Origin of the sequence: Arsenicicoccus dermatophilus (assembly GCF_046267915.1) — a bacterium.
Lineage (GTDB): Bacteria > Actinomycetota > Actinomycetes > Actinomycetales > Dermatophilaceae > Arsenicicoccus > Arsenicicoccus dermatophilus_A.
This window is the reverse complement of the sequence record NZ_CP176520.1, coordinates 2984604-3008016: the sequence shown is the minus strand read 5'-3', so window position 1 is coordinate 3008016 and position 23413 is coordinate 2984604. Positions and strand designations below refer to the sequence as shown.

Genomic DNA, 23413 nt, shown 5'->3' with positions numbered 1-23413 from the left:
TCTGGCCTATGATGATCACGCAAAGTATTCATAAGGCTGCAAGAATCGGAGTTCGTGTGACTCCCTGCAGTCGACCGACAGCCCCGGTGCAGGCCGGGGGGAAGGTGGCAGTGACCATGGTCGCTCCCAAGAAGCTCGGCGCCACGCTGGCCGCGGTCACGGCGGCCTCCGCGCTCGCCCTGGCCGGCTGCTCCGGCGCCACCCGCACCACCGCCACGACCACGACCTTCCCGCCCGGCGCCGCCGCCGGGCAGGCCGCGCGGGTCAACGACGCGGGCATCTCACCCAAGGACCTGGTGGTCCCGCCGGTGCTCAAGCCCCAGGGCCTGGAGGGCGCCCGCAAGGACTTCACCCTGGACGGCAACTGCGACACCAAGCTCGGGGAGCAGAAGGTCACCGGCACGTTGAAGTCCTCGGCCAAGGGGCCCAAGGACTACGTCATCACCATCAACTGGGTCCACGGCTCGGACGTCATGGGCCGGGCCACCAAGCTGGTCGAGAACGTCGCGCCCGGCTCGACCCAGAAGGTCGAGCTCACCACCAAGCTCACCAAGGCCGCCGACGGCTGCACGGTCAACGTCACGCGTGGCGCCAAGGGCTGAGGCCCTCGCACGCCGGCAGGCCGGGATCCGCCGAGGGGGTGGTTCCCGGCCTCCTGCTGCTCAGGGCAGGGCACGTACCCTGGTGCTCCGGTGCCCGCGTCGCGAGCGCCCGTCCGTCGGAGGAGTGCCATGCCCAGGGAACGTGAGGCGTTGCTCTCGTCGGGCGTCCGCCGCCGGATCACCGAGCTGGTCGAGGCCGAGCCCGACCGCTGGACCGCCCTCGCCCTCGCCGACGCGCTGGGGCTGCACGTCACGACCGTGCGCTTCCACCTGGACCAGCTCGAGCAGGCCGGAGTCCTGGAGTCCCAGCCCGAGCGGCGGGAGCGACCCGGGCGGCCTCGCAAGGTCTATCGCCGCGCCACCGACACCACCCCGGTGAGCGCCACCGCCTATGTCATCCTCGCCGATGTGCTGTCGGCGACGCTGGCCGACGGCGGACGGTCGGGCCCGGACGTGGCCGCTCGGGCGGAGGCCGCGGACCGCGCGGGAGCGGCCTGGGTGCAGGCCCACGGGCAGGCCGTCGAGCCGGCGGACACGTCGTCGGGCGCCGACACGAGCGGGAGCATCCCGGTGCGGCGCTTGGTCGACACCCTCGCCCGCTGGGGCTATCCGCCCGAGACCGTCACCGTCGAGGGCGACCTGGCCACCCGCTGCCAGGCGACCCTGACCTACTGTCCGATGATCGAGGCGGCCCGACGCCACCCGGACGTGATCTGTGGGATCCACCTGGGCCTGGTGCGCGGCACCCTCACCGAGCTGGGCGTGCCCGACCCGCAGGTGCGCGTGGTCCCGATGATCACGCCGGGCGTGTGCGCCGTCGACATCAGCACCGCCGCGGCCGCTCCTGGGATCGTCGTCGAGGACGGCCTCGACCTGCGTCACGTCCTGCCCGACTGAGCTTCTGCCCGAGGTCGTGACGCAGTCACCGACTCCGCCGGTCCGCGTGCCGGGAAAGGCCGGGCACCTTGGTGCGTAGCCTGCCGGACATGAGCTATGAGGTCAGTCCCTTGCGCGCCGCCGACGCCGAGGTGATCGGCCCGGGTCACAACCGGGTATGGCGGGTCGCCTACCGCGGGCTCCTGCCCGACGAGGTCCTTGACGCCCGCTCCGACGAGGACAGCACCCGGCGGTGGCGCGACCGCGGCCGCCAGCACGAGCAGACGGGGCGGAGCGCCGAGGGGGCGACCACGGAGCTGGCCGGCACCGGGACGACCGAGCTGCGGATGGTGCGGGGCGTCAGCCCGGCTTCGGAGCGCCCTTGCGGGCGTAGCGCATCCAGGTGATCGCCGTGCACATGAGGGCCCAGGCGACGCCCACCCGGTAGAACGCGGTGGCGCCCATCATCCCGATGCCGAGGGCGAAGAGGAAGGGCCCGAAGGCCGCGATCGCCGCGGTCCAGCCGATGACGCCGCCGGCCTGGCGCTTCTCGAAGATCATCGGCATCTGCTTGAAGGTCGAGGCGTTGCCGATCCCGGAGAACAGGAAGATCAGCATCATCCCCCAGAAGAAGTGCGTGAACCCGCCGTGCAGGGCCGCCGCGGACGAGGTGTCCGGGGACAGCGCCGGGATCGTCCAGACGATCGAGGCGATCAGACCCAGGCCGGAGATGAGGGTCCAGATCGCGCCGCCCATCTTGTCGGTGAGCGGAGCGAAGACCATCCGGGCCAGGGCACCGATCAGCGGCCCCCAGAAGACGAAGGTGACCGGGTCGGGGACGGCATACCCGTGGACGAGGATCTGGGCGGCCGCACCGGAGCCCTTGACGATGTCGGCGTTGCCCGAGCCGTAGAGATTGGTCGCGAGCAGGCCGAACTGCGCCGAGAGGCCGGAGAAGGTGCCGAAGGTCATGATGTAGATCAGGGTCATCAGCCAGGTGTCGACGTTGCCGAAGATGTCGAACTGCTGGCGGATGTTGGCCTTGACCGGGACCGACCTCAGCAGGGTCCAGGCGAGGGCGGCGCCGACGAGCACCAGGGGGATCCAGACGAAGGCGGCGTTCTGGTACCACACCTGCGTGGAGGGCTTGCCCGGCACCTTCATCATCTCGGAGTGGCCGAGGAAGCCGAGCATCGAGAAGCCGATGAGCCACGGCGTCAGCAGCTGCACCAGCGAGACGCCGAGGTTGCCGAGCCCGGCCTGCAGGCCGAGGGCCGTGCCCTGCAGGCGCCGGGGGAAGAAGTACGACGTGGACGGCATGAAGCCGGAGAAGGCGCCGCCGCCGATGCCGGCCAGGAAGGCCAGGACCATCAGCTCCCAGTAGGGCGCGGTCGGCGAGGTCACCCGCACGCCCCAGCCGAGGATCGGCAGCACGAGCGCCAGGGTGGTGAGGGAGACCATCCTGCGGGTGCCCATGACCGGCGGCAGGACCATCCACACGATGCGCAGCAGGCCGGCGGCCAGGCCCGGCATCGCCGACATCCAGTAGAGCTCCTGCTTGCTGAACGAGTAGCCCAGGGCGTTGAGCTTGGGGATGATCGCGCTCGGGAGGTACCACGCGACGAAGCACATGGTGAGCGAGAAGGTCGTGATCCACAGGGTGCGCCAGGCGAGGCCCTTGTCCCAGGTCGCGTCGTTCTCAGGGTCCCAGGCCTGCAGCCACTCACCCCCGGTGCGGGTGTCGGTCGCGGTGCTCATGGTGTGGTCTCCAGTCGGTGTGGTCAGGTCAGTGGTCGAAGCGGTCGGCGAGGTGCGGCGACTGCTGGTGCAGCATCCGGACGACGGTCAGGTGCATCCAGGCGAGGCAGACGGCGGTGAGCAGGAAGAGCACGAAGAAGCTGCTGGACGGGAAACCGCTCCACGCCTTGGAGTACGCGAACAGCGGCGGCAGGAAGAAGCCGCCCAGGCCACCGAGCATGCCGACGAGGCCGCCGACGGAGCCGACGTCGTCGGGGAAGTACTCGGGGATGTGCTTGTAGACCGCGGCCTTGCCGACGCCCATCGCGCACCCGAGCAGGAAGACGATCACGGTGAACGGCACCAGGCCGAGCGACCAGGGCAGGTGCTGGGACTGATGGCCGTCGGGGTGAGTGATGACCAGGTGGCCGCTCGGCATCATCAGCAGCCCGCTGGTGAGGAGCATCACGGCGAAGGTGCCGTACATCGCCTTGCGCGCGCCGAAGCGGTCGGAGAACCAGCCGCCGACGGGGCGCAGCAGCGAGGCGGGGAAGATGAACAACGCGGTCAGCAGACCGGCCTGGGTCAGCGAGACGTCGTAGTTGTCCTGGTAGTAACCGGGCAGCGTGCTGGACAGCGCGACGTAGGCGCCGAACACCGCGACGTAGTAGAGGCTGAAGCGCCAGACGCGCACCTGCCGCAGCGGGGCCAGCATCTGCGTGAGCGGCTTGGCCGCCCCGGGCATCCGGTCCGCGCTCGGCGTCCCGAACCACGTGAGCACCGCGAGGACCACGAGCAGCACGGCATAGATCACCGGGACGAGGCGCCAGCCGCCCGTGACCACGCCGAGGTAGGTCGCGCCGGCGGTGCCGGCGATCAGCGGGGGCCCGATGAACTTGGTGACCGAGGCCCCGACGTTGCCCGCCCCGAACAGCCCGAGCGCGAAGCCCTGCCGCTGCCGGCTGAACCACGCGGAGTTCCAGGCCACCCCGACGCTGAAGGAGTTGCCCACGAAGCCCACGAGGAAGGCGAGCAGCAGGAGCACGGCGTAGGAGTGCGCGTGGGCCACGAGGTAGGCCGGGACGGCCCCCAGGAGCAGCAGCGCCGTGAACACCGTGCGCCCACCGATGCGGTCCGTGAGCATCCCGGCCGGCAGGCGCCACATCGACCCGTTGAGGATGGCGGCGGCGAGGATCCAGGAGTACTGCTCCTCGGACAGGTGCAGCTCGGCCCGGATGGGCTTCTGCAGGATGCCGAACATCATCCAGACCGCGAACATCACGGTGAACGAGATCGTGGACCAGGTCAGGACCCGGCCGGCGCCGGCCTCGGCCGGGTGGGGTGCGGCCGCCGCCGAGGCAGGGGCGGCCGTGCTGCGAGCAGGGGTGCTCACGGGCGACTCCTCGAATTTGAAGGATCGTTGCGCATCACGCTAGGACCCCATGGTGCGGCCCACAAGACGACAGGCCGAGGGGATTTCTGCGGATCGATTCACCAGCAAGTTTGTCATACGTATGGGATTTGGAGGACAGCGGGGCGGTCCTGCACGGCGGCCTGGACGGGGGTTAGACTGCGACCGCCTGTTCGATTAAGAGGATTCATCGCCGTCGCTCGTGCGAGCCCTGGGAGGAGGCCGGATGACCACCGCCACGCCGCTGCCCGACACCTGGGCCCGCGACGCCTGGGCCCGCGACGCCTGGGCGCCGGACGCCGGCTCCCGGCCCGGCCTGCTCGCACCCTCGCCACGTCGCCGGGTCATCGACCTGCTGGCCCAGGCCCCACGGCTCACCGACGGCCGGGCCCGGGGCGTCACCGCCCAGGAGGTCGCCGAGCACCTGGGCGTCCACGTCACCACGGCCCGCACCCACCTGCGGGTCCTCGTCGACGCGCACGTCGTCGAGGCCAGCGCCGAGCGCGGCGGCCGGGTCGGCCGCCCCCGCACCCTCTATCGCCTGGTCCCCGCCGAGGTGCGCCTGGACCCCACCCACCGTGAGCTGTCCGGCCTGGTCACCTCCCACTGGGGGCTGCCCGAGCCGGAGGGCTCGGCCCGGATGGAGGAGGCCGCCCGCGCCTGGGCGCTGGAGCGCGCCCAGGTGGCCGCGCCCGCCTGGGCCCCCGCCGGCACCCCGGGGCAGTGGCTCAGCACCGCCGAGCTCGTCGTCGACGTGATGGCGGGGTGGGGCTTCCGCCACGACCTGGTGCTGACCGGCGACGGCCGTCAGGTGGAGCTGGAGCTGACCCGGGCGCCCTTCCTGGCCATCGCGGCCCGGCACGCCCCGGTGCTCTACGCCTTTCGCCGAGGACTGCTCGGCGGGGTCCTGGAGCGGCTCGGCGAGACCCGGGTCGACATCACGCTGCGGCCCCACGCCGACATCGCCGTCACCACGGCCACGCTGACCACCCGCACCCCGCTGCGGCATACCGTCACCACCCGCACCGACGAGTCCACCAGGAGATCTGCATGAGCACGTCCACCACCCGGGGCAAGAGCCCCTCGGGCATCGACGGTCCGCTCGCCGAGGCGCTCGTCGGCACGCGCCGGTTCTTCACCAGGTCGGCGATCAGCCCGGACGGCCGGACCATCCACGAGGTGGGTGGCCGCGAGGCCGACGCGTTCTACCGTGACCGGTGGAGCCACGACAAGGTCGTGCGCTCCACGCACGGCGTCAACTGCACCGGCTCCTGCTCGTGGAAGGTCTACGTCAAGGACGGGATCATCACCTGGGAGGCCCAGCAGACCGACTACCCCTCGACCGGCGGCGACCGCCCGGAGTACGAGCCCCGCGGCTGCCCCCGCGGTGCGGCCTTCTCCTGGTACACCTACTCGCCCACGCGGGTGCGCTATCCCTACCTGCGCGGCGTGCTCCTGGAGATGTACCGCGCGGCCAAGCAGCAGTACGGCGACCCGGTGCTCGCCTGGGCCTCGATCGTGCAGGACCCGCAGCGTCGGCGCCGCTACCAGTCGGCGCGCGGCAAGGGCGGACTGGTGCGGGCCTCCTGGGCCGAGGCCACCGAGATCGTCGCGGCCGCGCAGGTCTACACCATCAAGCGCTGGGGCCCCGACCGGATCGCGGGCTTCTCGCCGATCCCGGCCATGTCGATGGTGTCCTACGCCTCCGGGGCGCGGTTCACCGAGCTCATCGGCGGCACCATGCTGTCCTTCTACGACTGGTACGCCGACCTGCCGCCGGCCTCGCCGCAGATGTTCGGCGACCAGACCGACGTGCCCGAGTCGGGCGACTGGTGGGACGCGGCCTACCTGATGATGTGGGGCTCCAACGTCCCGCTGACCCGCACGCCGGACGCCCACTGGATGACCGAGGCGCGCTACCGCGGCCAGAAGGTCGTCGTGGTCGCCCCGGACTACGCCGAGAACGTCAAGTTCGCCGACGAGTGGATGCGCGCCATGCCGGGCACCGACGCGGCGCTGGCCATGGCCATGGGGCACGTGGTGCTCAAGGAGTTCTTCGTCGACCGGCAGGTGGACTTCTTCCGGGACTACACCACGACCTACACCGACCTGCCCTATCTCGTCTGGCTCCAGGAGGAGCGCGGCGAGGACGGCGAGCTGCGGTTCGTACCGGGCAAGTTCGCGGTCGCGGGTGACGTCGCGGGCGGCCCGGAGTCGACCTCCGAGAACGCCATGTGGAAGCCCATGCTCGTCGACGAGGTCACCGGCGAGGTCGTCGTGCCCCGCGGCTCGATCGGGCACCGCTTCGGCGAGGAGGGCGTCGGGCGGTGGAACCTCGACCTCGGCGACGTGCGCCCCGCGCTGTCGATGATGGTCGAGGGCGCCCAGGTGGCCGAGGTCGCGCTGCCGCGCTTCGACGCGCTGGACGGCCAGGCCACCCTCCAGCACCGCGGCGTGCCGGTGCGGCCGCTGGGCGACGGCTACGTGACCACGGTCTTCGACCTGATGCTGGCGCAGTACGGCGTGGCCCGCCCGGGCCTTCCGGGGCAGTGGCCGAGCGGCTACGACGACGTGCTCGCGGCATACACCCCGGCCTGGCAGGAGGACATCACCGGGGTGCCGGCCGAGCAGTGCGCCCGGATCGCGCGGGAGTTCGCGCAGAACGCCGTGGACACCCAGGGCCGCTCGATGATCCTCATGGGCGCCGGCACCAACCACTGGTACCACTCCGACCTGATCTATCGCGCGATGCTCGTCCTGACGACGATCACCGGCTGCCAGGGCCGCAACGGCGGCGGCTGGGCGCACTACGTCGGGCAGGAGAAGGCCCGCCCGCTGATGGGCTTCCAGCACACGGCCTTCGCGCTGGACTGGGTGCGTCCGCCGCGCCACATGAACCAGACGACCTACTGGTACCTGCACACCAGCCAGTACCGCTACGACACCTACTCCGCCGACGACATCGGTGCGGGCCGCGGGGCCTTCCCGGGCACGGCGGTGGCCGACCTGGTGGCGCAGGCCGCGCGACTGGGCTGGGCGCCGTCATACCCCACCTTCAACCGCTCCTCGGTGGCCCTGCCCGACGAGGCGGCGGCCGCCGGGATGGAGGTCCCGGCCTACGTCGTGGACCAGCTCACGAAGGGTGAGCTGCGGTTCGCCGCCGAGGACCCCGAGGCCGAGGAGAACTGGCCGCGCGTCCTCACCCTGTGGCGGGCCAACCTCTTCGGCTCCTCGGCCAAGGGCGACGAGTACTTCCTCAAGCACCTGCTCGGCACCGACCACGGCGTCAACGCCGAGGAAGCGCCGGCGGACAAGCGCCCGGCGACGATCGAGTGGCCCGAGCGGGCGCACGAGGGCAAGCTCGACCTGCTGATGACCATCGACTTCCGGATGACCAGCAGCACCCTGCTGTCCGACGTGGTGCTCCCTGCGGCGACGTGGTACGAGAAGAACGACATCAACACCACGGACATGCACCCCTTCATCCACTCGTTCAACCCGGCCATCGCGCCGCCGTGGCAGTCGCGCACCGACTGGGACGCCTTCGTCACCATCGCCGAGGTGTTCAGCGAGCTGGCCAAGACCCACCTGGGCACCCGCAAGGACCTGGTCGCCAAGCCGCTGTGGCACGACACCCCGGAGGCGATGGCCAGCGTCCACGGCCGGGTGCTCGACTGGGCGAAGGGCGAGTGCGAACCGGTGCCGGGCAAGACCATGCCGGTGCTCGCCGTCGTCGAGCGGGACTACACCGCGGTCCACGCCAGGATGACCGCGGTCGGGCCCCTGCTCGACACGCTCGGCACCACCTGCAAGGGCATCACCTACGACGTCACCCGGCAGGTGGACTGGCTGGGCCGCAAGAACGGCCTGGTCCGCTCCGGGCCCGCAGCCGGGCGCCCGCGCCTGGACACCGCGGTCCAGGCGGCCGAGATGATCATGGCGCTGTCCGGCACCACCAACGGCCACGTCGCCACCCAGGGCTTCAGGACCCTGGAGAAGCGCACCGGCCACCAGCTGCACGACCTCGCCGCCGAGCACGAGGGCAAGCAGATCACGTATGCCGACACCGTCGCCGCGCCGGTCCCGGTCATCACCTCCCCGGAGTGGTCCGGGTCGGAGGCCGGAGGTCGCCGCTACAGCCCCTTCACCATCAACATCGAGCGGCTCAAGCCCTTCCACACCCTCACCGGGCGGCAGCACTTCTACCTCGACCACGACTGGATCCAGAAGATGGGCGAGACGCTGCCGACCTTCCGGCCGCCGCTCAACATGACCCAGCTCTTCGGCGAGCGCCCGCTCGGCGAGGTGACCGAGGACGAGCGCGGGGTCTCGGTGTCGGTGCGCTACCTGACCCCCCACAACAAGTGGTCGATCCACTCGGAGTACCAGGACAACCTGTTCATGCTGTCCCTCGGCCGCGGCGGGCAGTCCATCTGGATGTCCGACAAGGACGCCGCCAAGATCGGGGTCCGCGACAACGACTGGGTGGAGGCGGTCAACCGCAACGGCGTCGTCGCCTCCCGCGTCATCGTCACCCACCGGATGCCCGAGGGCACGATCTACATGCCCCACGCCCAGGACCGCCTCATCGACGTGCCGCTCACCGAGCACAACGGCCGGCGCGGCGGCATCCACAACTCGATGACCCGGATCATGGTCAAGCCCAGCCACCTCATCGGCGGGTACGCGCAGCTGTCCTACTTCTTCAACTACATCGGCCCGACCGGCAACAACCGCGACGAGGTCACGATCATCCGCAGGCGCTCGCAGCAGGTCACGTACTGATGGCCGCCACCGGTTCGGCATACGAAGGAGACGTCCCATGCGCGTGATGGCCCAGATGGCGATGGTCATGAACCTCGACAAGTGCATCGGCTGCCACACCTGCTCGGTCACCTGCAAGCAGGCCTGGACCAACCGCTCCGGCACGGAGTACGTGTGGTTCAACAACGTCGAGACGCGGCCCGGCCTGGGCTACCCGCGCCGCTACGAGGACCAGGAGGAGTGGCAGGGCGGCTGGGTGCTCGGCGCAGGCGGCCGGATCCGGCTGCGCGCGGGCGGCCGGCTGAAGAAGCTGCTCACCATCTTCGTCAACCCCAAGATGCCCTCGATCCAGGACTACTACGAGCCCTGGACCTATGACTACGAGACGCTGCTCAACGCCCCGGCGCAGCAGCACTTCCCGGTGGCCCGGCCGCACTCGCTGATCAGCGGCAAGCCGATGAACATCTCGTGGTCGGCCAACTGGGACGACGACCTCGGCGGCTCGATCGAGACAATGCACCAGGACGTGATGCTCAAGGGCATCCAGGACAAGGTCAGGACCGAGCTCGAGTCGACCTTCATGTTCTACCTGCCGCGCATCTGCGAGCACTGCCTCAACCCCTCGTGCGCGGCGTCGTGCCCCTCCGGCGCGATCTACAAGCGCGAGGAGGACGGCATCGTCCTGGTGGACCAGGAGGCCTGCCGCGGGTGGCGCATGTGCATCTCCGGCTGTCCGTACAAGAAGGTCTACTTCAACCACAAGACCGGCAAGGCCGAGAAGTGCACCTTCTGCTTCCCGCGCATCGAGGTCGGCATCCCGACGGTGTGCGCGGAGACCTGCGTGGGCCGGCTGCGCTACATCGGCCTGGTGCTGTACGACGCCGACCGGGTGCTCGAGGCGGCCGCCACCCCGGACGACCGCGACCTGTACGACGCGCAGCGGTCGGTGCTGCTCGACCCGCGCGACCCCGCGGTGGTCGCCGAGGCCGAACGGGCGGGGATCCCGTCCGACTGGATCACCGCCGCCCAGCGGTCGCCGGTCTACCGCCTGATCAACGACTACCAGGTGGCGCTGCCGCTGCACCCGGAGTACCGCACCATGCCGATGGTGTGGTACATCCCGCCGCTGTCCCCGGTCGTCGACGCCATCGCCGGGTCCGGCCACGACGGCGAGGACAAGGACAACCTGTTCAACGCCATCGAGACCCTGCGCATCCCGGTGGAGTACCTCGCCAACCTGTTCACCGCCGGCGACGTCGCCCCCGTGGACCGGGTGCTGCGCACGCTCGCCGCCATGCGGTCCTACATGCGCGACATCAACCTCGGGCGCGACCCCCGCGAGGAGATCCCCGCGTCGGTCGGCATGTCCGAGGAGGACATGTACGAGATGTTCCGGCTGCTCGCGCTGGCCAAGTACGACGAGCGCTACGTCATTCCCACGGCCCACGCCGAGCAGGCCCACGGCCTGGAGGAGCTCGCCACCGACTGCTCGGTCAGCAGCTACCAGACCGGGGCGCAGGGCGCCTTCGGCGAGGGCTCCGGCGCGCTCACCCCCATCGCGGTCGAGAACTTCCAGATGCTCCAGGCCCGCCAGACCGCCGACACCCTCGTCGGCGGCGGCTCCAAGGCCGGCCGGGTCAACCTGCTCAGCTGGGACGGCAAGGGGATGCCCGAGGGCCTGTTCCCGGGCGGGCCGACCGGACCTGGGGCGGGCACCGCCGACCTGGGAGCCGCCACCGAGGGCACCCTCGGGGCCGGCGTCACCGAGGACGCGCTGCGTGAGGGCGACGGCATGCCCATGGGCGCCGACCCCTCCGCGTCGCGCGACTCCGGCGCCATCCCCCCGGAGCAGATCTCGTGAGGCTCGCCCTGCGGCGCCGCAAGCAGGCCCAGCTGCCGGTGCCCGAGGACGCGATGCGGGCCACCTGGCAGTGCGCCTCGCTGCTGCTCGGCTATCCCGACGAGCAGCTCGTGGCCCACCTGCCCCTGCTGCGGGCGACGCTGGCGCAGCTGCCCGCCGTGGTCGCCGAGCCGCTCGGGCGGGTGGCGGCGGCCGTCTCCGCGGCATCCGACGCAGGTCGCCTGGACGAGCTGCAGACCAGGTATGTCGACACCTTCGACCACACCCGCCGCTGCGCGCCCTACCTGACGTACTTCGCGCACGGCGACACCCGCAAGCGCGGGATGGCGCTGGTGCAGTTCACGCAGGCCTACCGCCGGGCCGGCGTCGAGATCGGCGACGAGGAGCTGCCCGACCACCTGGCGGTCGTGCTGGAGCTCGGCGGCACCGTCGACCTGGAGGTCGCCCTAGGGCTGGTCCTCGACCACCGGGCCGGGCTGGAGGTCCTGCGCCTCGCGCTGCTCGACCGCGAGTCCCCCTGGGCCGACGTGCTGGTCGCGGTGTGCGCCACGCTGCCGCCCCTGGACGGCGACGAGTCCACCGCCGTCGCCCGTCTCGTCGCGGCCGGACCGCCCGCCGAGGAGGTGGGCCTCGCGCCGTACGAGATCGACCCCCGCCTCAACCCTCATCCCGCCCTCGACCCGAGCGTCGAGGACCTCGCCGCGAGCCTGCACGGAGGACGTTCATGAACATGCTGCTGTGGGTGGTCTTCCCCTACATCTGCCTGACGGTCTTCGTCGTGGGGCACTGGTGGCGCTACAGGTACGACAAGTTCGGCTGGACCACGCGGTCGAGCCAGCTCTACGAGGACCGGCTCCTGCGCTGGGGCTCGCCGATGTTCCACTTCGGCATCCTCTTCGTGGTGCTCGGCCACGTGATGGGCCTGTTGGTCCCCCAGGGCTGGACCGAGGCCGTGGGCATCTCCCAGGAGATCTACCACGTCATGGCCGTCTCGGTCGGCCTGCTCGCGGGCCTGCTGACGCTGGTGGGCGTCGCCATCCTGATCTACCGCCGCCGCACCACCGGCCCGGTCTTCAGCGCGACGACCCCGATGGACAAGGTGATGTACGTCTTCCTGGTCCTTGCGATCCTGCTCGGCCTGGCCAACACCCTCGGGTGGCACGCCCCCGGCCTCGGCAACCCCGGCCAGCTGCCGGAGCACTACAACTACCGCGAGGGCGTGTCGATCTGGTACCGCCAGTTCCTCACCTTCCACCCGGACGCGGACCTGATGGCGGCGGCCCCGCTCGGCTTCCAGCTGCACACGCTGGCCGCCTGCTGCCTGTTCGCGCTGTGGCCGTTCACCCGGCTCGTGCACGTGTTCTCCGCGCCCGTCGGCTACCTCAACCGGCCGTATGTCGTCTACCGCTCCCGCACCGCCCGACCGGGGCGTGGCGTCGGGACCCGCGCGCCGCAGCGCGGGTGGGAGCGCGTCTGACAGACTGTCCCCGGCGACCGCTGCGAGCGGGTCGCCCCACCGACCCGGAGCCCCCGCGACCCCCCCCTCACGCGGGGGCTTCGGCCTGCCCAGGCTTCCCAGGCTTCCCAAGCTTCCCAGGCTTCCCAGGCTTCCCAGGCTTCCCAGGCTTCCCAGGCCTCCCAGGATCGTGTGCGTTGCCCGCCGGATTACGGCGGGCAACGCACACGATCCTGGGAAGGGAAGGGGTGCGGGGGCGGGGGGTGGACAATCCGCCGGTCAAGGTTGCGAATGATAATCGTCCACATCTTCCTCAGGAAGGAATGTCCCCATGCGTCCCACCACGCTCTCCGCCACCCTCGCCGCCGCGGCGGTCCTCGCCGGCGGCATCGCCGGCGCCGCGCCCGCCTCCGCGGCCCAGGGCGGCGGCCGTCTGCCCGCCAACCCGGGTGTCGTCGCGCTCCTCGACGGCGCCGGCAACCACGTCTGCAGCGGTGTCCTCGTCGCCCCCCGATGGGTCCTCACCGACGAGGGGTCCATGCCCTGTCAGGGCGCCACCACGGTGACCGGCGACATCACCCGCGAGTCGGTCAACATCACCGAGCGCAAGATCCCCTTCCCCGTCAAGGGCTGGAAGGGCAACGACCCCACCAAGTCCGGGGCGATGCTCCTGCACCTGGACAAGCCCGTGAAGCGGGTCAAGCCGGTGGCGCTGTCCGACGCCCACCCCGCGAAGGGCGAGAAGCTCGACGTCGTGGCCTTCAACGGCCCCGAGGGCATCAACCACACCCTCAGCGTCGGCACGAGCTCGGTGACCGCCAAGAACCACAACGGATGGGCGAGCTACTACGGCAAGCCCGCCGCCTTCACGCTGGAGGGGCCCGTCGACAACGGGTCGCCCGTCATGCGTGACGGCAAGGTCGTCGGCTTCGTGCAGGTCGCCAACCCGCGGGGCTTCAACGCCGAGGACATCGCTCACATCCACGCCTGGATCACCAAGACCGCGGGCCTGAAGAAGTAGTCGCTCGCACCCCTCGGACCGGGCGACGTCCGGATCCCCGCCCTTCCCCGAGGGGGTCGCGTGACCCCCGCAGCACCTGCTCCGCGCGGTGCTGCGGGGGTCACGTCGCGCCGGTGGCCGACGGGGGTCGCGTCGCGCCGGTGGCCGACGGGGGTCGCGTCGCGCCGTCTGTCGCGAGATGTGCCGGTGTCCCAGGAAGTTCGCGCCAGGCGCCAACCGCCGTGGTGCCTGCGGCGTCTGCGTGGTGCGAGGTCGGACCACCACCGGACACCTCGTCGCCGGTCCTCGCCCAGCAGGACCCAGGTCGGAAGTCGGGAGTCTCGTGCGATGAGTGGCACCACCGACGGGCACCGGGCTGCCCGCTCCTGGTCCCGCGCGCGAGGAACCTGGCTGCTGGCGGTCACGGTGGCGACGTGCTACCTGTACGACCTGCCTGTCAACGGGTTCGGCAACGAGTACTACGCGGCGGCGAGCTGGGCCGGCACCCGGGACCTCACGGCGCTGGCCTTCGGGTCCCTGGACCCCGGGAACGTCGTCAGCGTGGACAAGCCCCCGCTGGGGGTGCTGCTCCCCGCGCTGTCCGCCCGCCTGCTGGGCTTCTCGTCCTGGAGCGTGCTGGCGCCGCAGGCGCTCATGGGGGTCGCCGCCGCGCTGGCCGTGCACGCGACGGCACGGCGGGTGGCCGGTCCCGCAGCCGCCCTCCTGGCCGGGACGATCATGGCCGCGACCCCGGTGTCCGCGATGATGTTCCGCCACAACAACCCGGACGCGCTCACGGTGCTGGCCATGACGGTCGGCACCTGGTGCACGGTGCGGGCGGCCCGCACCGCCTCGACCCCCTGGCTCCTGGCCGCGGGCGCCGCGACCGGCGCGGGCTTCCTGGCCAAGATGCTCGGCGCCTTCCTCCACCTGCCCGCCCTGGTCGTGCTCTACCTGCTGTGCGCCCCGGCGACCCTGCGGCGCCGGCTGACCCAGCTGGCTTCCGCGCTCGGGGTCCTGCTGGTCAGCGCCGGGTGGTTCCCCGTGCTGGTGGAGCTGTGGCCGCGCCACCGACGGCCGTATGTCGGCGGGTCTTCCGACGACTCCCTGCTCCAGCTCGCGTGGGGCTACAACGGCATGACGCGGATGGCCGGAGGCGCTCGTCGGGCCTTCGGGTCGCGACCGGGGCCCTGGCGGCTGTTCCACGGCGAGTTCGGCATCGAGATCTCCTGGCTGCTGCCGGCAGCCGTGGTCGCGGTCGTCGCGATCCTGCACCTGCGCCGCTCGCGCCCGCGTCCGGACCTGGTGCGCGGACTGGCCGTGATGTCGGCCGTCTGGCTGGCCACCGGCTGGGTGACCCTGTCGTTCATGCGGGGCCCGACGCACGCCTACTACTCGCTGGCGATGGTGCCTCCGGTAGCCCTGGTCGTGCCCCTCGCCGCGCACGAGGTCGGGCGGGCCCGGCACGAGCTCGCCGGCCGCGTCCACGCCGCGGCCCTGGTGCTCACCTCGGCCTGGGCGGTCCGCCTGCTCTGGCACCACGAGAGAGGGTGGGCGTCGTGGCTGGGATGGCTGGTGCTGGCCGCGGGAGCAGGAGCGCTGCTCGGCCTCGCCGCCGCCGGCTCCCGCCCGGTCCTGTGGCGGCCCACGCTCGTGCTGGGCCTGGTCGCCCTGCTCGCGACACCGCTGGCCTACTCCCTGGCCGGCCTGACCCGCTCCCACCAGGGACCGAGCCCCAGCGCCCGACCCGCGGACCCGCCCCGCACCGGGTCCCCGGCCGCTCCCCGACCCGCTCCCCGGCCCCCCGCCGACGAGACCCCCCACGTCGTGGCGCTCCTCGCGGGAGCCGGGGACGACTGGGCCGCCGCCGTCCCCGGCGCGCAGGAGGCCGCCCGCCTCCAGATCGCGGCCCGGGTCCCCGTCATGGCGGTCGGGGGCTATCTCGGCACGGACCCGGCACCGACCCTGCAGGACTTCCGCGCCCTGGTCCGGGCCGGCCGGGTGCGGTACTACCTGGCCCGACCACGCACCACGGCGCCCCGCCGTCGGTCCCGGCTCCCGTCCGCGCGGATCGACGCCTGGGTGCGAGCCACCTGCCCGGCCCGCGTCCTCGACGGGCTGCTCCTGCACGACCTGCACACCTGCCAAGGACGGTGAACACGTGAGACCTGATGTCGGCGAGCTGCTGACGCACGCTGCCGCAGCGATGGCTGCGACCTGCCTGATCTATGGGCTGGCCAGCCGGCGACTCGCGCGGAAGGGGGATGGCCATGAGGGCGCTGCGCACCCGATGGACTGAGCTGCACACCGGATCGGTGCTGCTGAGCCTGTCGGCCGCCACGGCGGGCGGGGCCGCTCTGACCGGTGGCGGGGGAGCCCGGCTGGTCGTCCTCGCCCTGGTCCCGGTCACGGCCTGCGCCGGCGTCCTCGGGGACGGCTTCCTCGGCCTGGGGGTGGGGGTCCTCGGTGCGACGGCGAGCGCGGTGGCCATCCGCGAGACGGGCGGCTGGCGGCCCACCGCCTTCCCGACCCTGCTGACGCTGGTGCTCTCGCTGGTGCTCGTCGGCTGGGTGGCCGGGCTGCTGGGCGGATCGGCCCGTCGGCTGCAGGCCACGCTGCGGCGGGGACGTCCGGCCGACGTCCGGCCCGCGCTGTCCTCCCTCGGGCTCGTCGACAGCGACGTCGCCGCCCTGCGTGCCGACGAGGAGATCACCCGCGCGCGCCGCCACCGCCGCCCGCTCGCGGCCGTCGCCATACGGCTGGAACCTCGGCCGGACAGCTCCCCGGACCAGGCCCGGGCGGCGCTGCGCTGCCTGTCCCGGCACCTGGAGCACCGCCTGCGCCGCTCGGACGCCCCCTTCGCGCTGGACGAGACCACGGTGGCCGCCCTCCTGCCCGAGACCGACGCCCTGGGCCTGATGGCTCTCGAGGCGAGCCTGCCCGCGTCGGTGCGGGGCCTGGTGCTGCGCGACCACGCGGACCGCGGCGTGATCCCGGTCGGTCAGGTCGGTGACCTCGTGGTCCGCGGGGTGCTCCTCGCGGAGGAGCACCCCGACGGTGCCGCGCTCCTGGACGCGCTGCACGGCGCCCTGGGAACCGCTCCGCCCCGCGTCGGCGCGACCGCTGCCGGCCCGGTCCGGGCGACCTCGTGATCAGGCCGCTGGTGGGGGTGGGCTTCCTGCTCCTGCTGTGCCTGGTGACCATGGGCTACTGGCGGCAGGCCACCCAGGCCCACCGTCGTCGGCTGGACCAGCTGGACGTGCGGCTGCACGTCAACGGGATCCGGGGCAAGTCCACCGTGACCCGCCTGGTGGCCGGCGTCCTGCGCGAGGGGGGCTACGTCACGGTCGCCAAGACCACGGGGTCGGCCGCCCGGGTCATCTCGCCGAACGGCCACGAGACCCCCATCGCCCGACGAGGCGCGGCGACCATCAACGAGCAGATCGACGTCGTCGCCGAGCACGTGCAGCCCGACGTGGAGGCCCTGGTCATCGAGTGCATGGCCGTGCGACCCCTCTACCAGGAGTACGCCCAGGAGTTCATGGTGCGCTCGGACATCACGATCATCACCAACGTGCGCCTGGACCACCAGGAGGAGATGGGCGAGACGCTGGAGGAGATCGCGGACTCGCTGTCGCGGACCATCCCCCACAACGGGATCCTGGTGACGGCCGAGGACCGCCCGCACCTGCGCGAGCGACTCGCCCGCAACGCGGCGGCGCGCGGATCGACGCTGGTGCACGCCGACCCGGCCCAGGTCACCGACGAGGACATGCGAGGTTTCGACTACCTCCAGTTCCGGGACAACGTGGCCACCGGGCTGGAGATCGCCCGGCTGCTGGGGATCCCCCGCGAGGTCGCCGTCCGGGGCATGTGGAAGTCGGTCCCGGACGTGGGCGTGGTCCGGCTGCGCACCTACGACGTCCTGGGCAAGCGGATCCTGTGGGTGCCGATGTTCGCCGCCAACGACCGGGAGTCGGTGATCCTCACCTTCGCCAACCTCAAGCCGGTGTTCCCCGAGGGGGCCCCGGTCATCGGGGTGCTGAACAACCGTCACGACCGGGGCCGGCGCGCCGAGCTCTTCGCCCACATGGTCCCGGACGACCTGGCGGGCTACCTCGACCACGTGATCACCTTCGGGGCCTACGAGGAGACCGTCACGGCCACGATGGTCGAGCGCGGGTACGCCCGGGACCGGATCCACCACCTGGGGGAGACGGTGCAGCCCGGCCTCGAGGAGATCCTGAGCACGATCGCGGGGCTGGTCCCCGGCCCGGAGGGGGTGCTCGTGGGCATGATCAACATCCACACCGACCAGGCCGAGCTGCTGATCGAGCACTTCGCGCACCTGCTGGGCGACGGCTCGGACGACGAGCTCGCCGAGTCCACGCTCCCGGCCCGGGCCCCGCTCGGCCGCCAACGCGTGCTGGCGGCGACGACGCACCGCTCCTGGGTGCCCGGGCCGGGGGAGCCTGCTCGTGCCTGAGTACACCTTCACCCCGGAGGTCGTCCGCATCACCGTGCTGGTGGGGGTCGTCCTGTCGATGCTCGTCTACGAGCGCATCCAGCTGACGACGGGGGGAGCCATCGTCCCGGCATACCTCGCGCTCGCCCTGGGTCGCCCGGTGGCCGTCGCCGTCACCCTCGGCATCGGCCATCTCACCTTCGTCCTCGTCAACCGGGTGATCGGGCGCCGCCGGATCCTCTACGGCCGCAGGAAGTTCGAGATCGAGGTCCTCGTCGGCCTGGGCCTGGTCATGGTCACCGCCCTGGCGGCTCGGGCCCTGGGACACCTGGACCCGAGCCTGGCCGGGATCACGGGGATCGGCTTCCTCGTCCCCGGGATCATCGCGCACGACATGGCGCGCCAGCGCCCGGGTCGCACGGTCCTGGTGGTGCTGGCCACCACGGCCTTCCTCGGCGTCGTCGCCTGGCTGGCCTCGGTCCTGCTGGCCATCGCGCCGGGGGCGGCGCTCGACCAGCCCATGCACCTGGCCTCGGTGACCGGCTATCCGCGCGAGATCCTGCTGTATGCCGTGGCCCTGTCGGTCCTCGTCGGCATGGTCGTGTTCTCCCGGCTCGGCCTGCGCTCGGGCGGCTTCGTCACGGGGGCCTACCTCGCGCTCGTGGGCCCGCGCTGGTCCGACCTGGCCTTCACCGCGGTGGTCGCCCTGGTGACCTGGGCGCTGGTCGTGCACGTCCTGATGCCTCGGCTGCTGCTGTTCGGGCGACGCAAGCTCGCCGCCATGCTCCTCGTCGGATCGGTCGTGGCCTGGAGCGTGGAGATCGTGATGACCGCCCTGTCGCAGGGCGACTTCATCCCCTGGCGCGGCCTGACCGCCGCGACCGTCGTGGTGCCCTCGCTGATCGCCAACGACGCCCAGCGGCAAGGCTGGGAGCGGACCGTCTGGGGCACCACGCTCACCGCGACCGGGGTGTATGCCGGGGCCTGCCTGGTCGCCGCCGCCACCATGACCATCGGAGGTCTCCCGTGAGGTCCAGCCCGACCCGTCGTCCCGGTCCTGCCGACCCGGCGGAGGTGAGGTCCCACGCCCCGCGACGGTGGCACGCCCCCGCCGCGGGAGCCGTCGTCACGACGCTCGCCCTGGCCGTGATCACGGCGGGGACGCCGGTGCCGGTCCCGCCGCGGCCGCCCAACGCCCCGATCGAGGTGGTGGACGAGAACGGGCACCCGCTGCCGCAGGCCACGGTGCAGGACCGGGACCGGCGGACCACCTCGGGGGCCGACGGCGTCGTCCCGCTGAGCGTCCGGTCGGGTCGCTACGTCGCGGTGAGCGCACCCGGCCGGGCCACCCGCGTGCTCGGGGTGCATCCAGGTGGGTCCGCCCGGGTGGTCCTGCCGCCGGCGCAGAGCGTGAGCCTGCGGTTCGCCGGAGAGGTGTCCCTCGGCGGCGCGTCGCGCGGGACCACCCCCGGGGACGCCGGGCGCCCGGGCCCGGGTGCCCGGGACCCGCTGTCCGGGGTGCGTCCGCTGCTGGCGGACGGCACCCTCGCCGCGGTCGTGCTGCGGGACCCGCTCGGCCTGCGGGCGCGGCCGTCGGCTCCTGGCAGCCCCGCCGGTGGCCGTGCGCCCGCCAGGGTCTCCTCGGGCCCGGCCTCGGCCTTGCGGCAGGCCGCGGGACCGAGGCCGGGCCCGACTCCGCACCCCGCCCGCCAGGGCCGTCCAGGCACGCCGCCCGCGCCCGGGGGCACCCCGAGACCCTCCGGGGGCACCCCGAGACCCGTGCCCGTGCCGACACCGCCGCCGGCCGGTCCGGCTCCGGCCGACCAGGTGGCGACGGCCCGGGCGTTGAAGCGGTCGGGGGTGTCGGTCGTCGACCTGGCGTCCGCGCACGTCAACGACGCCGGGGCGCCTGGTCTGCGCGACACCATGGCTGCTCTCGACGCCGCCGGGGTCAGGCACGTCGGGGCCGGGCGGACCGAGGACGAGGCCTGGCGGCCGCTGCAGGTGCCGGCCGGGGGACGACGGATCGCCTACGTGGCCTGCCTGATCGACCCCGGCCCTCGCCCGTCGCCGAGGGTGGCCCAGGGCGGGCGCGGGGGCGCGGCCCGCTGCTCCGCCGACCGGCTGCGCCGCACCGTTTCCCGCGCCCGGGCCGCCCAGGAGGACGTGGTGGTGATGATCACCGGCACCGACGGACGTCCCGATCCCACCGCCGGCGCCCTTCAGCTGGGGACGGTCGCGCGCCAGGCCGGGGCCGTGGTCGTGGTGGGCCAGCACGGGGCGGCGGTGGGCCCCAGCGCCCTGCAGGCGGGCACGGCCGTGCTCCCCGGGCTGGGGACCCTGCTCGCCGACCGGACCTCGTGGAGCTCCCTGACCGGCGCGGTGCAGCGGGTGGACCTGGTGGCCGGCCGGCCGGTCCTGGTCTGCGCGGACCCGATCATGTCGGTCCACGGCCTGCCGCAGCAGGCCCCTGCGGCGGTGGCCGCGGCGGTGGCCAGGTTCGTGGTGGGTCCCCGCGCCACGGGGGCCGTGTCCGACTCCTCGGCGGCGACCATCGCGGCGGCCGCACCGTCCCTGCCGTCGATCGAGACCCGGCACGTGGGGGCCCGATCGCTCACCCGGATCCAGCCGGGCTGGTCCCCGGTGGCGATGCCGCCCTCGGCCAGGGCGGGCAGCGACCTGCTCCTGGGGACCGGTGGTTTCGAGGACCCCGGCGGCACCGGGACCGCGTCGTGGTCGCTGTCGGCGAGCAGCCGGCGCACCAACGCCGCCGCCTGCGTGGGGGCGGGTCAGGACGTGGTCGCCCAGCGTGGTCTGGAGCTCGTCCGCGGACCGGCCAGCGGGGCCGACGTCGTCGTGCGCACCGCCCATCGTCTCCCGGTCACCCCGGGGGAGCGGCTCTCGCTCGTGTTGTCGCTGCGCCACGCCTCGGCCGGCGCCTCGGCCGAGCTGCGGTGGTTCGCCGGAGGGCCGGCGACCACCGGGCAGCGGACCGTGGCCGCGGTGCCGGAGGTCTCCCGGGAGGCGAACGACTGCCGTGGCGTGCGGGTGACCGTGACGGTTCCCGCCGGTATGACGACGGTCCAGCCGCTCCTGCGGCTGCGCGCGCCCCGCGACGGGGTGGCCGGCGCCCGGCTGGCCGTGGACGACGTGATGCTGATCCGCTGGTCCGCCCAGGGGCGTCGCCCCGACGTCGTCCTCAGCCCCACCGGCGGCGGCATCACGCTGTCCCGGGACAGCGACAGCTCTGCCGAGAGCCCCCTGGACCCGCACTGGTCCGGGACGGTTCCCGAGGAGCTGTCCGCCACGACCGGCGGGGCATGAGCGTGCGACGGTGGGTCGGCGCGGTCGGGTGCGCGCTGCTCGGGGCCTGCCACGCCCCGGCCCCCGACCCGCTCCTGCCCACGGTGGTCCGGGTCGTCCAGGACCGGGCCCCGGCGACGACCGGTCCGACCTTCGACCGGCGGGCCGACGAGATGGCCACGGCGGTGCGGGCTCTCGTGGCGGGGCAGGACGTCCGCCCCCAGCCGCGGTACGTCCTCGCGAGGGTGGCCACGAGCACCGGCGAGCGGGCGTGGGCCCTCGTCCCCCAGGGGATGCCCACCACCGGTGAGGGTCTGTACGTCGCCCGGCCCCCGGGGACCGCCGCCGCCCTCGCCGTGGAGATCCCGCACCCACGGTCGGACCGGTTCACCGACGAGATGGGGACGGCGGTCTTCGAGCGCACCCGAGCCCGGGCCCTGCTCATGGCAGGAAGCCTGCGGGACGCCGGTGACGACGCCGACGTGGCCCACGCCGGCGACGCCGTCTTCGCAGCGGTCGACCGAGCGGTCGTGGCGCCGGGGTGGGTGGTGCTGCAGCTGCACGGGTTCAGCCGGGCGCGCCATCCGCACTATCCGGCCGTGGTCGTCGCCGGCGGGGCCACCCGGCCCGGGCCGGTCCTTCGCGGTCTGGCGGACGGGATCGGACGGGCCGGGTTCCCGGTCCTGGTCGCCGAGGACGGGCGTGGGGAGCAGCTCGCGGCCCGGACCAACGTCGAGGGACGGCACGCGGCCAGGGTGGGTGCGCAGTTCGTCCACGTCGAGGCGGACGACCGGGTGCGCGACGACCCGGCCCTGCGAGGTCTCCTGGTCGACGCCATCGTCCACGTCCTGCGCGAGGTGCCCGTGCCCTGAGGGCGCCGGCGGGGCCTGCCCACGGGGGTCGGCCCGGTGGGCGGCTCCGGAGGTCAGTGCTCGTGCACGTGGTCCCCGTGCTGGAAGTGCCGGTGACCGTCGTGGACGTGGTCGAGGTGGCCGTCGTGCTCGACGGTCTGGCAGCCGTCGCCCTCGGTGTGGACGTGGTCGTGCCCGTCGTGCAGCACCGCCTCGCGGTGGCACTCGTCGCCGTGGACGTGGTCGACGTGGCCGTCGTGCTCCACGGTCTGGCAGCCGTCGCCGGCGCAGTGCTCGTGGTCGGTGATGTCGACGTGAGTCATGGGGCTCCCCCTGGTCTCGAAAGAGTGACCTTATGAATGCGGTCAGTGACAAGGCTAGGGCAGGGAGCGGGTGTGGCGGAAGGTGTGGGTCACCGTCTTGCGCCATACGGGCTGCAGGTGCCGCCGGCGACCACCGGTCAGCCGTCGGCGGCACCTGCAGGGATCAGGACCGCCCGTAGCGCCGGTTGAACCGCTCGACCCGGCCCGCGGAGTCCATGACCCGCTGCCTGCCGGTGTAGAAGGGGTGCGACGCGGACGAGACGTCCACCGTGATCACGGGATAGGTGTTGCCGTCCTCCCACTCGACGGTCTCCGAGCTCGTGGCCGTCGACCGGGTCAAGAACGCGAAGTCGGCGGACCGGTCGCGGAAGACGACGGGGTGGTAGTCGGGGTGGATGTGGGGCTTCATCGTGCTCCTCTGGCGGCGGACTTGAGCGTGCTGCCGGGCGTGAGGCGGACCCCGTGCTGGGCGGGCACCTCGAGGGGCTCGCCGGTGCGGGGGTTGCGGACGGTGCGGGCGGCCCGGTGCACCCGCTCCATGGACAGGACGCCGGTGAGATGGACCCGCGTCCCGTCGGCGGCGCACTCGCGCAGGACGTCGGCGAGGGCGCCGAGGACCTGGCCGACCTGCACCGGCGGCACGTGGGTGCGGCGGTTGATCTCGTCGACGACACCACGGGTGCCGAGCGTGCGGGCGGGGAGGTCGCCGACCCCGCCCGCGTCCGGCTCGTGCGGGCCGCTCGCGTCGTGGGGTTGACGCATGC

At 72.7% G+C, this 23413-nt stretch carries 20 protein-coding genes; 15 read left to right on the top strand and 5 right to left on the bottom strand.

The genetic code is table 11. The features are described from left to right. Positions 1–116: 116 nt before the first annotated feature. The 3 genes from ACK2IS_RS14270 to ACK2IS_RS14260 all read left to right on the top strand — a co-directional run bounded on the left by ACK2IS_RS14270 (position 117) and on the right by ACK2IS_RS14260 (position 1885). Positions 117–602 carry a hypothetical protein gene (locus tag ACK2IS_RS14270; protein ID WP_409483954.1) on the top strand — a complete coding sequence of 162 codons (486 nt, stop codon included), beginning with the start codon at positions 117–119 and terminating at the stop codon, positions 600–602. 129 nt (positions 603–731) lie between these two features. Then, positions 732–1499 carry a helix-turn-helix domain-containing protein gene (locus ACK2IS_RS14265; protein ID WP_409483953.1) on the top strand — a complete coding sequence of 256 codons (768 nt, stop codon included), beginning with the start codon at positions 732–734 and terminating at the stop codon, positions 1497–1499. A gap of 89 nt (positions 1500–1588) precedes the next feature. Continuing rightward, on the top strand, positions 1589–1885 hold the full coding sequence (locus ACK2IS_RS14260; protein ID WP_409483952.1) for a hypothetical protein: 297 nt from the start codon (positions 1589–1591) through the stop codon (positions 1883–1885). Here ACK2IS_RS14260 and ACK2IS_RS14255 read toward each other — a convergent pair. After that, on the bottom strand, positions 1839–3236 hold the full coding sequence (locus tag ACK2IS_RS14255; protein ID WP_409483951.1) for an MFS transporter: 1398 nt from the start codon (positions 3234–3236) through the stop codon (positions 1839–1841). The two genes, ACK2IS_RS14260 and ACK2IS_RS14255, sit on opposite strands and share 47 nt — an antisense overlap. 28 nt (positions 3237–3264) lie before the next feature. Beyond that, positions 3265–4608, bottom strand: a complete 1344-nt coding sequence (locus ACK2IS_RS14250; RefSeq protein ID WP_409483950.1) for an MFS transporter — start codon at positions 4606–4608, stop codon at positions 3265–3267. A 244-nt stretch (positions 4609–4852) separates the two neighbouring features. Here ACK2IS_RS14250 and ACK2IS_RS14245 point away from each other — a divergent pair, with 244 nt between their 5' ends. From ACK2IS_RS14245 to ACK2IS_RS14190, 12 genes are all read left to right on the top strand, one after another. Next, complete coding sequence (locus tag ACK2IS_RS14245; protein ID WP_409483949.1) at positions 4853–5680, top strand: helix-turn-helix transcriptional regulator; 828 nt, start codon at positions 4853–4855, stop codon at positions 5678–5680. Further along, a complete protein-coding gene (locus ACK2IS_RS14240; protein ID WP_409483948.1) occupies positions 5677–9411 on the top strand; it encodes a nitrate reductase subunit alpha in 3735 nt (1244 codons plus the stop codon). The genes ACK2IS_RS14245 and ACK2IS_RS14240 overlap by 4 nt, the downstream gene beginning before the upstream one ends. Positions 9412–9448: 37 nt before the next feature. After that, positions 9449–11251, top strand: coding sequence for a nitrate reductase subunit beta (narH, locus tag ACK2IS_RS14235; RefSeq protein ID WP_409483947.1), 1803 nt, complete (start codon positions 9449–9451; stop codon positions 11249–11251). Continuing rightward, a complete protein-coding gene (gene narJ, locus ACK2IS_RS14230) occupies positions 11248–11979 on the top strand; it encodes a nitrate reductase molybdenum cofactor assembly chaperone (protein ID WP_409483946.1) in 732 nt (243 codons plus the stop codon). The genes narH and narJ overlap by 4 nt, the downstream gene beginning before the upstream one ends. Beyond that, the gene (gene narI / locus ACK2IS_RS14225) at positions 11976–12728 is read left to right on the top strand and encodes a respiratory nitrate reductase subunit gamma (RefSeq protein ID WP_409483945.1); all 753 of its coding nucleotides are present in this window, start codon (positions 11976–11978) and stop codon (positions 12726–12728) included. Before narJ ends, narI begins: the two co-directional genes overlap by 4 nt. A 310-nt stretch (positions 12729–13038) precedes the next feature. Next, positions 13039–13728 carry a trypsin-like serine protease gene (locus ACK2IS_RS14220; RefSeq protein WP_409483944.1) on the top strand — a complete coding sequence of 230 codons (690 nt, stop codon included), beginning with the start codon at positions 13039–13041 and terminating at the stop codon, positions 13726–13728. Between the two features lie 327 nt (positions 13729–14055). Beyond that, positions 14056–15864 (top strand): glycosyltransferase family 39 protein, encoded by a 1809-nt coding sequence (locus ACK2IS_RS14215; protein WP_409483943.1) that lies wholly within the window; start codon positions 14056–14058, stop codon positions 15862–15864. Positions 15865–15977: 113 nt separating this feature from the next. Further along, entirely contained in the window at positions 15978–16859 is an 882-nt protein-coding gene (locus ACK2IS_RS14210; RefSeq protein ID WP_409483942.1) for a hypothetical protein, read from the top strand. Continuing rightward, positions 16856–18193 (top strand): poly-gamma-glutamate synthase PgsB, encoded by a 1338-nt coding sequence (gene pgsB, locus ACK2IS_RS14205; protein WP_409483941.1) that lies wholly within the window; start codon positions 16856–16858, stop codon positions 18191–18193. Before ACK2IS_RS14210 ends, pgsB begins: the two co-directional genes overlap by 4 nt. After that, positions 18186–19202 (top strand): poly-gamma-glutamate biosynthesis protein PgsC/CapC, encoded by a 1017-nt coding sequence (locus ACK2IS_RS14200; protein ID WP_409483940.1) that lies wholly within the window; start codon positions 18186–18188, stop codon positions 19200–19202. Before pgsB ends, ACK2IS_RS14200 begins: the two co-directional genes overlap by 8 nt. A gap of 44 nt (positions 19203–19246) precedes the next feature. Next, entirely contained in the window at positions 19247–21496 is a 2250-nt protein-coding gene (locus ACK2IS_RS14195; protein ID WP_409483939.1) for a CapA family protein, read from the top strand. Further along, a complete protein-coding gene (locus tag ACK2IS_RS14190) occupies positions 21493–22347 on the top strand; it encodes a hypothetical protein (RefSeq protein WP_409483938.1) in 855 nt (284 codons plus the stop codon). The genes ACK2IS_RS14195 and ACK2IS_RS14190 overlap by 4 nt, the downstream gene beginning before the upstream one ends. Before the next feature lie 53 nt (positions 22348–22400). On the opposite strand, the gene ACK2IS_RS14185 is transcribed toward ACK2IS_RS14190, so the two are convergent. From ACK2IS_RS14185 to ACK2IS_RS14175, 3 genes are all read right to left on the bottom strand, one after another. Then, a complete protein-coding gene (locus ACK2IS_RS14185) occupies positions 22401–22649 on the bottom strand; it encodes a hypothetical protein (protein WP_409483937.1) in 249 nt (82 codons plus the stop codon). 163 nt (positions 22650–22812) lie between these two features. Beyond that, on the bottom strand, positions 22813–23058 hold the full coding sequence (locus ACK2IS_RS14180) for a type B 50S ribosomal protein L31 (RefSeq protein ID WP_409483936.1): 246 nt from the start codon (positions 23056–23058) through the stop codon (positions 22813–22815). Further along, positions 23055–23411 (bottom strand): HU family DNA-binding protein, encoded by a 357-nt coding sequence (locus tag ACK2IS_RS14175; RefSeq protein WP_409483935.1) that lies wholly within the window; start codon positions 23409–23411, stop codon positions 23055–23057. The genes ACK2IS_RS14180 and ACK2IS_RS14175 overlap by 4 nt, the downstream gene beginning before the upstream one ends. Positions 23412–23413 lie beyond the last annotated feature (2 nt).

Coding starts and splice junctions, on each gene's coding strand:
- ACK2IS_RS14245 (WP_409483949.1), top strand. CDS start 4,853: ATGACCACCGCCACGCCGCTGCCCGACACCTGGGCCCGCGACGCCTGG.
- ACK2IS_RS14270 (WP_409483954.1), top strand. CDS start 117: ATGGTCGCTCCCAAGAAGCTCGGCGCCACGCTGGCCGCGGTCACGGCG.
- ACK2IS_RS14260 (WP_409483952.1), top strand. CDS start 1,589: ATGAGCTATGAGGTCAGTCCCTTGCGCGCCGCCGACGCCGAGGTGATC.
- ACK2IS_RS14175 (WP_409483935.1), bottom strand. CDS start 23,411: ATGCGTCAACCCCACGACGCGAGCGGCCCGCACGAGCCGGACGCGGGC.
- narI (WP_409483945.1), top strand. CDS start 11,976: ATGAACATGCTGCTGTGGGTGGTCTTCCCCTACATCTGCCTGACGGTC.
- ACK2IS_RS14240 (WP_409483948.1), top strand. CDS start 5,677: ATGAGCACGTCCACCACCCGGGGCAAGAGCCCCTCGGGCATCGACGGT.
- ACK2IS_RS14185 (WP_409483937.1), bottom strand. CDS start 22,649: ATGACTCACGTCGACATCACCGACCACGAGCACTGCGCCGGCGACGGC.
- ACK2IS_RS14215 (WP_409483943.1), top strand. CDS start 14,056: ATGAGTGGCACCACCGACGGGCACCGGGCTGCCCGCTCCTGGTCCCGC.
- ACK2IS_RS14190 (WP_409483938.1), top strand. CDS start 21,493: ATGAGCGTGCGACGGTGGGTCGGCGCGGTCGGGTGCGCGCTGCTCGGG.
- ACK2IS_RS14210 (WP_409483942.1), top strand. CDS start 15,978: ATGAGGGCGCTGCGCACCCGATGGACTGAGCTGCACACCGGATCGGTG.
- ACK2IS_RS14255 (WP_409483951.1), bottom strand. CDS start 3,236: ATGAGCACCGCGACCGACACCCGCACCGGGGGTGAGTGGCTGCAGGCC.
- ACK2IS_RS14220 (WP_409483944.1), top strand. CDS start 13,039: ATGCGTCCCACCACGCTCTCCGCCACCCTCGCCGCCGCGGCGGTCCTC.
- ACK2IS_RS14180 (WP_409483936.1), bottom strand. CDS start 23,058: ATGAAGCCCCACATCCACCCCGACTACCACCCCGTCGTCTTCCGCGAC.
- ACK2IS_RS14265 (WP_409483953.1), top strand. CDS start 732: ATGCCCAGGGAACGTGAGGCGTTGCTCTCGTCGGGCGTCCGCCGCCGG.
- narH (WP_409483947.1), top strand. CDS start 9,449: ATGCGCGTGATGGCCCAGATGGCGATGGTCATGAACCTCGACAAGTGC.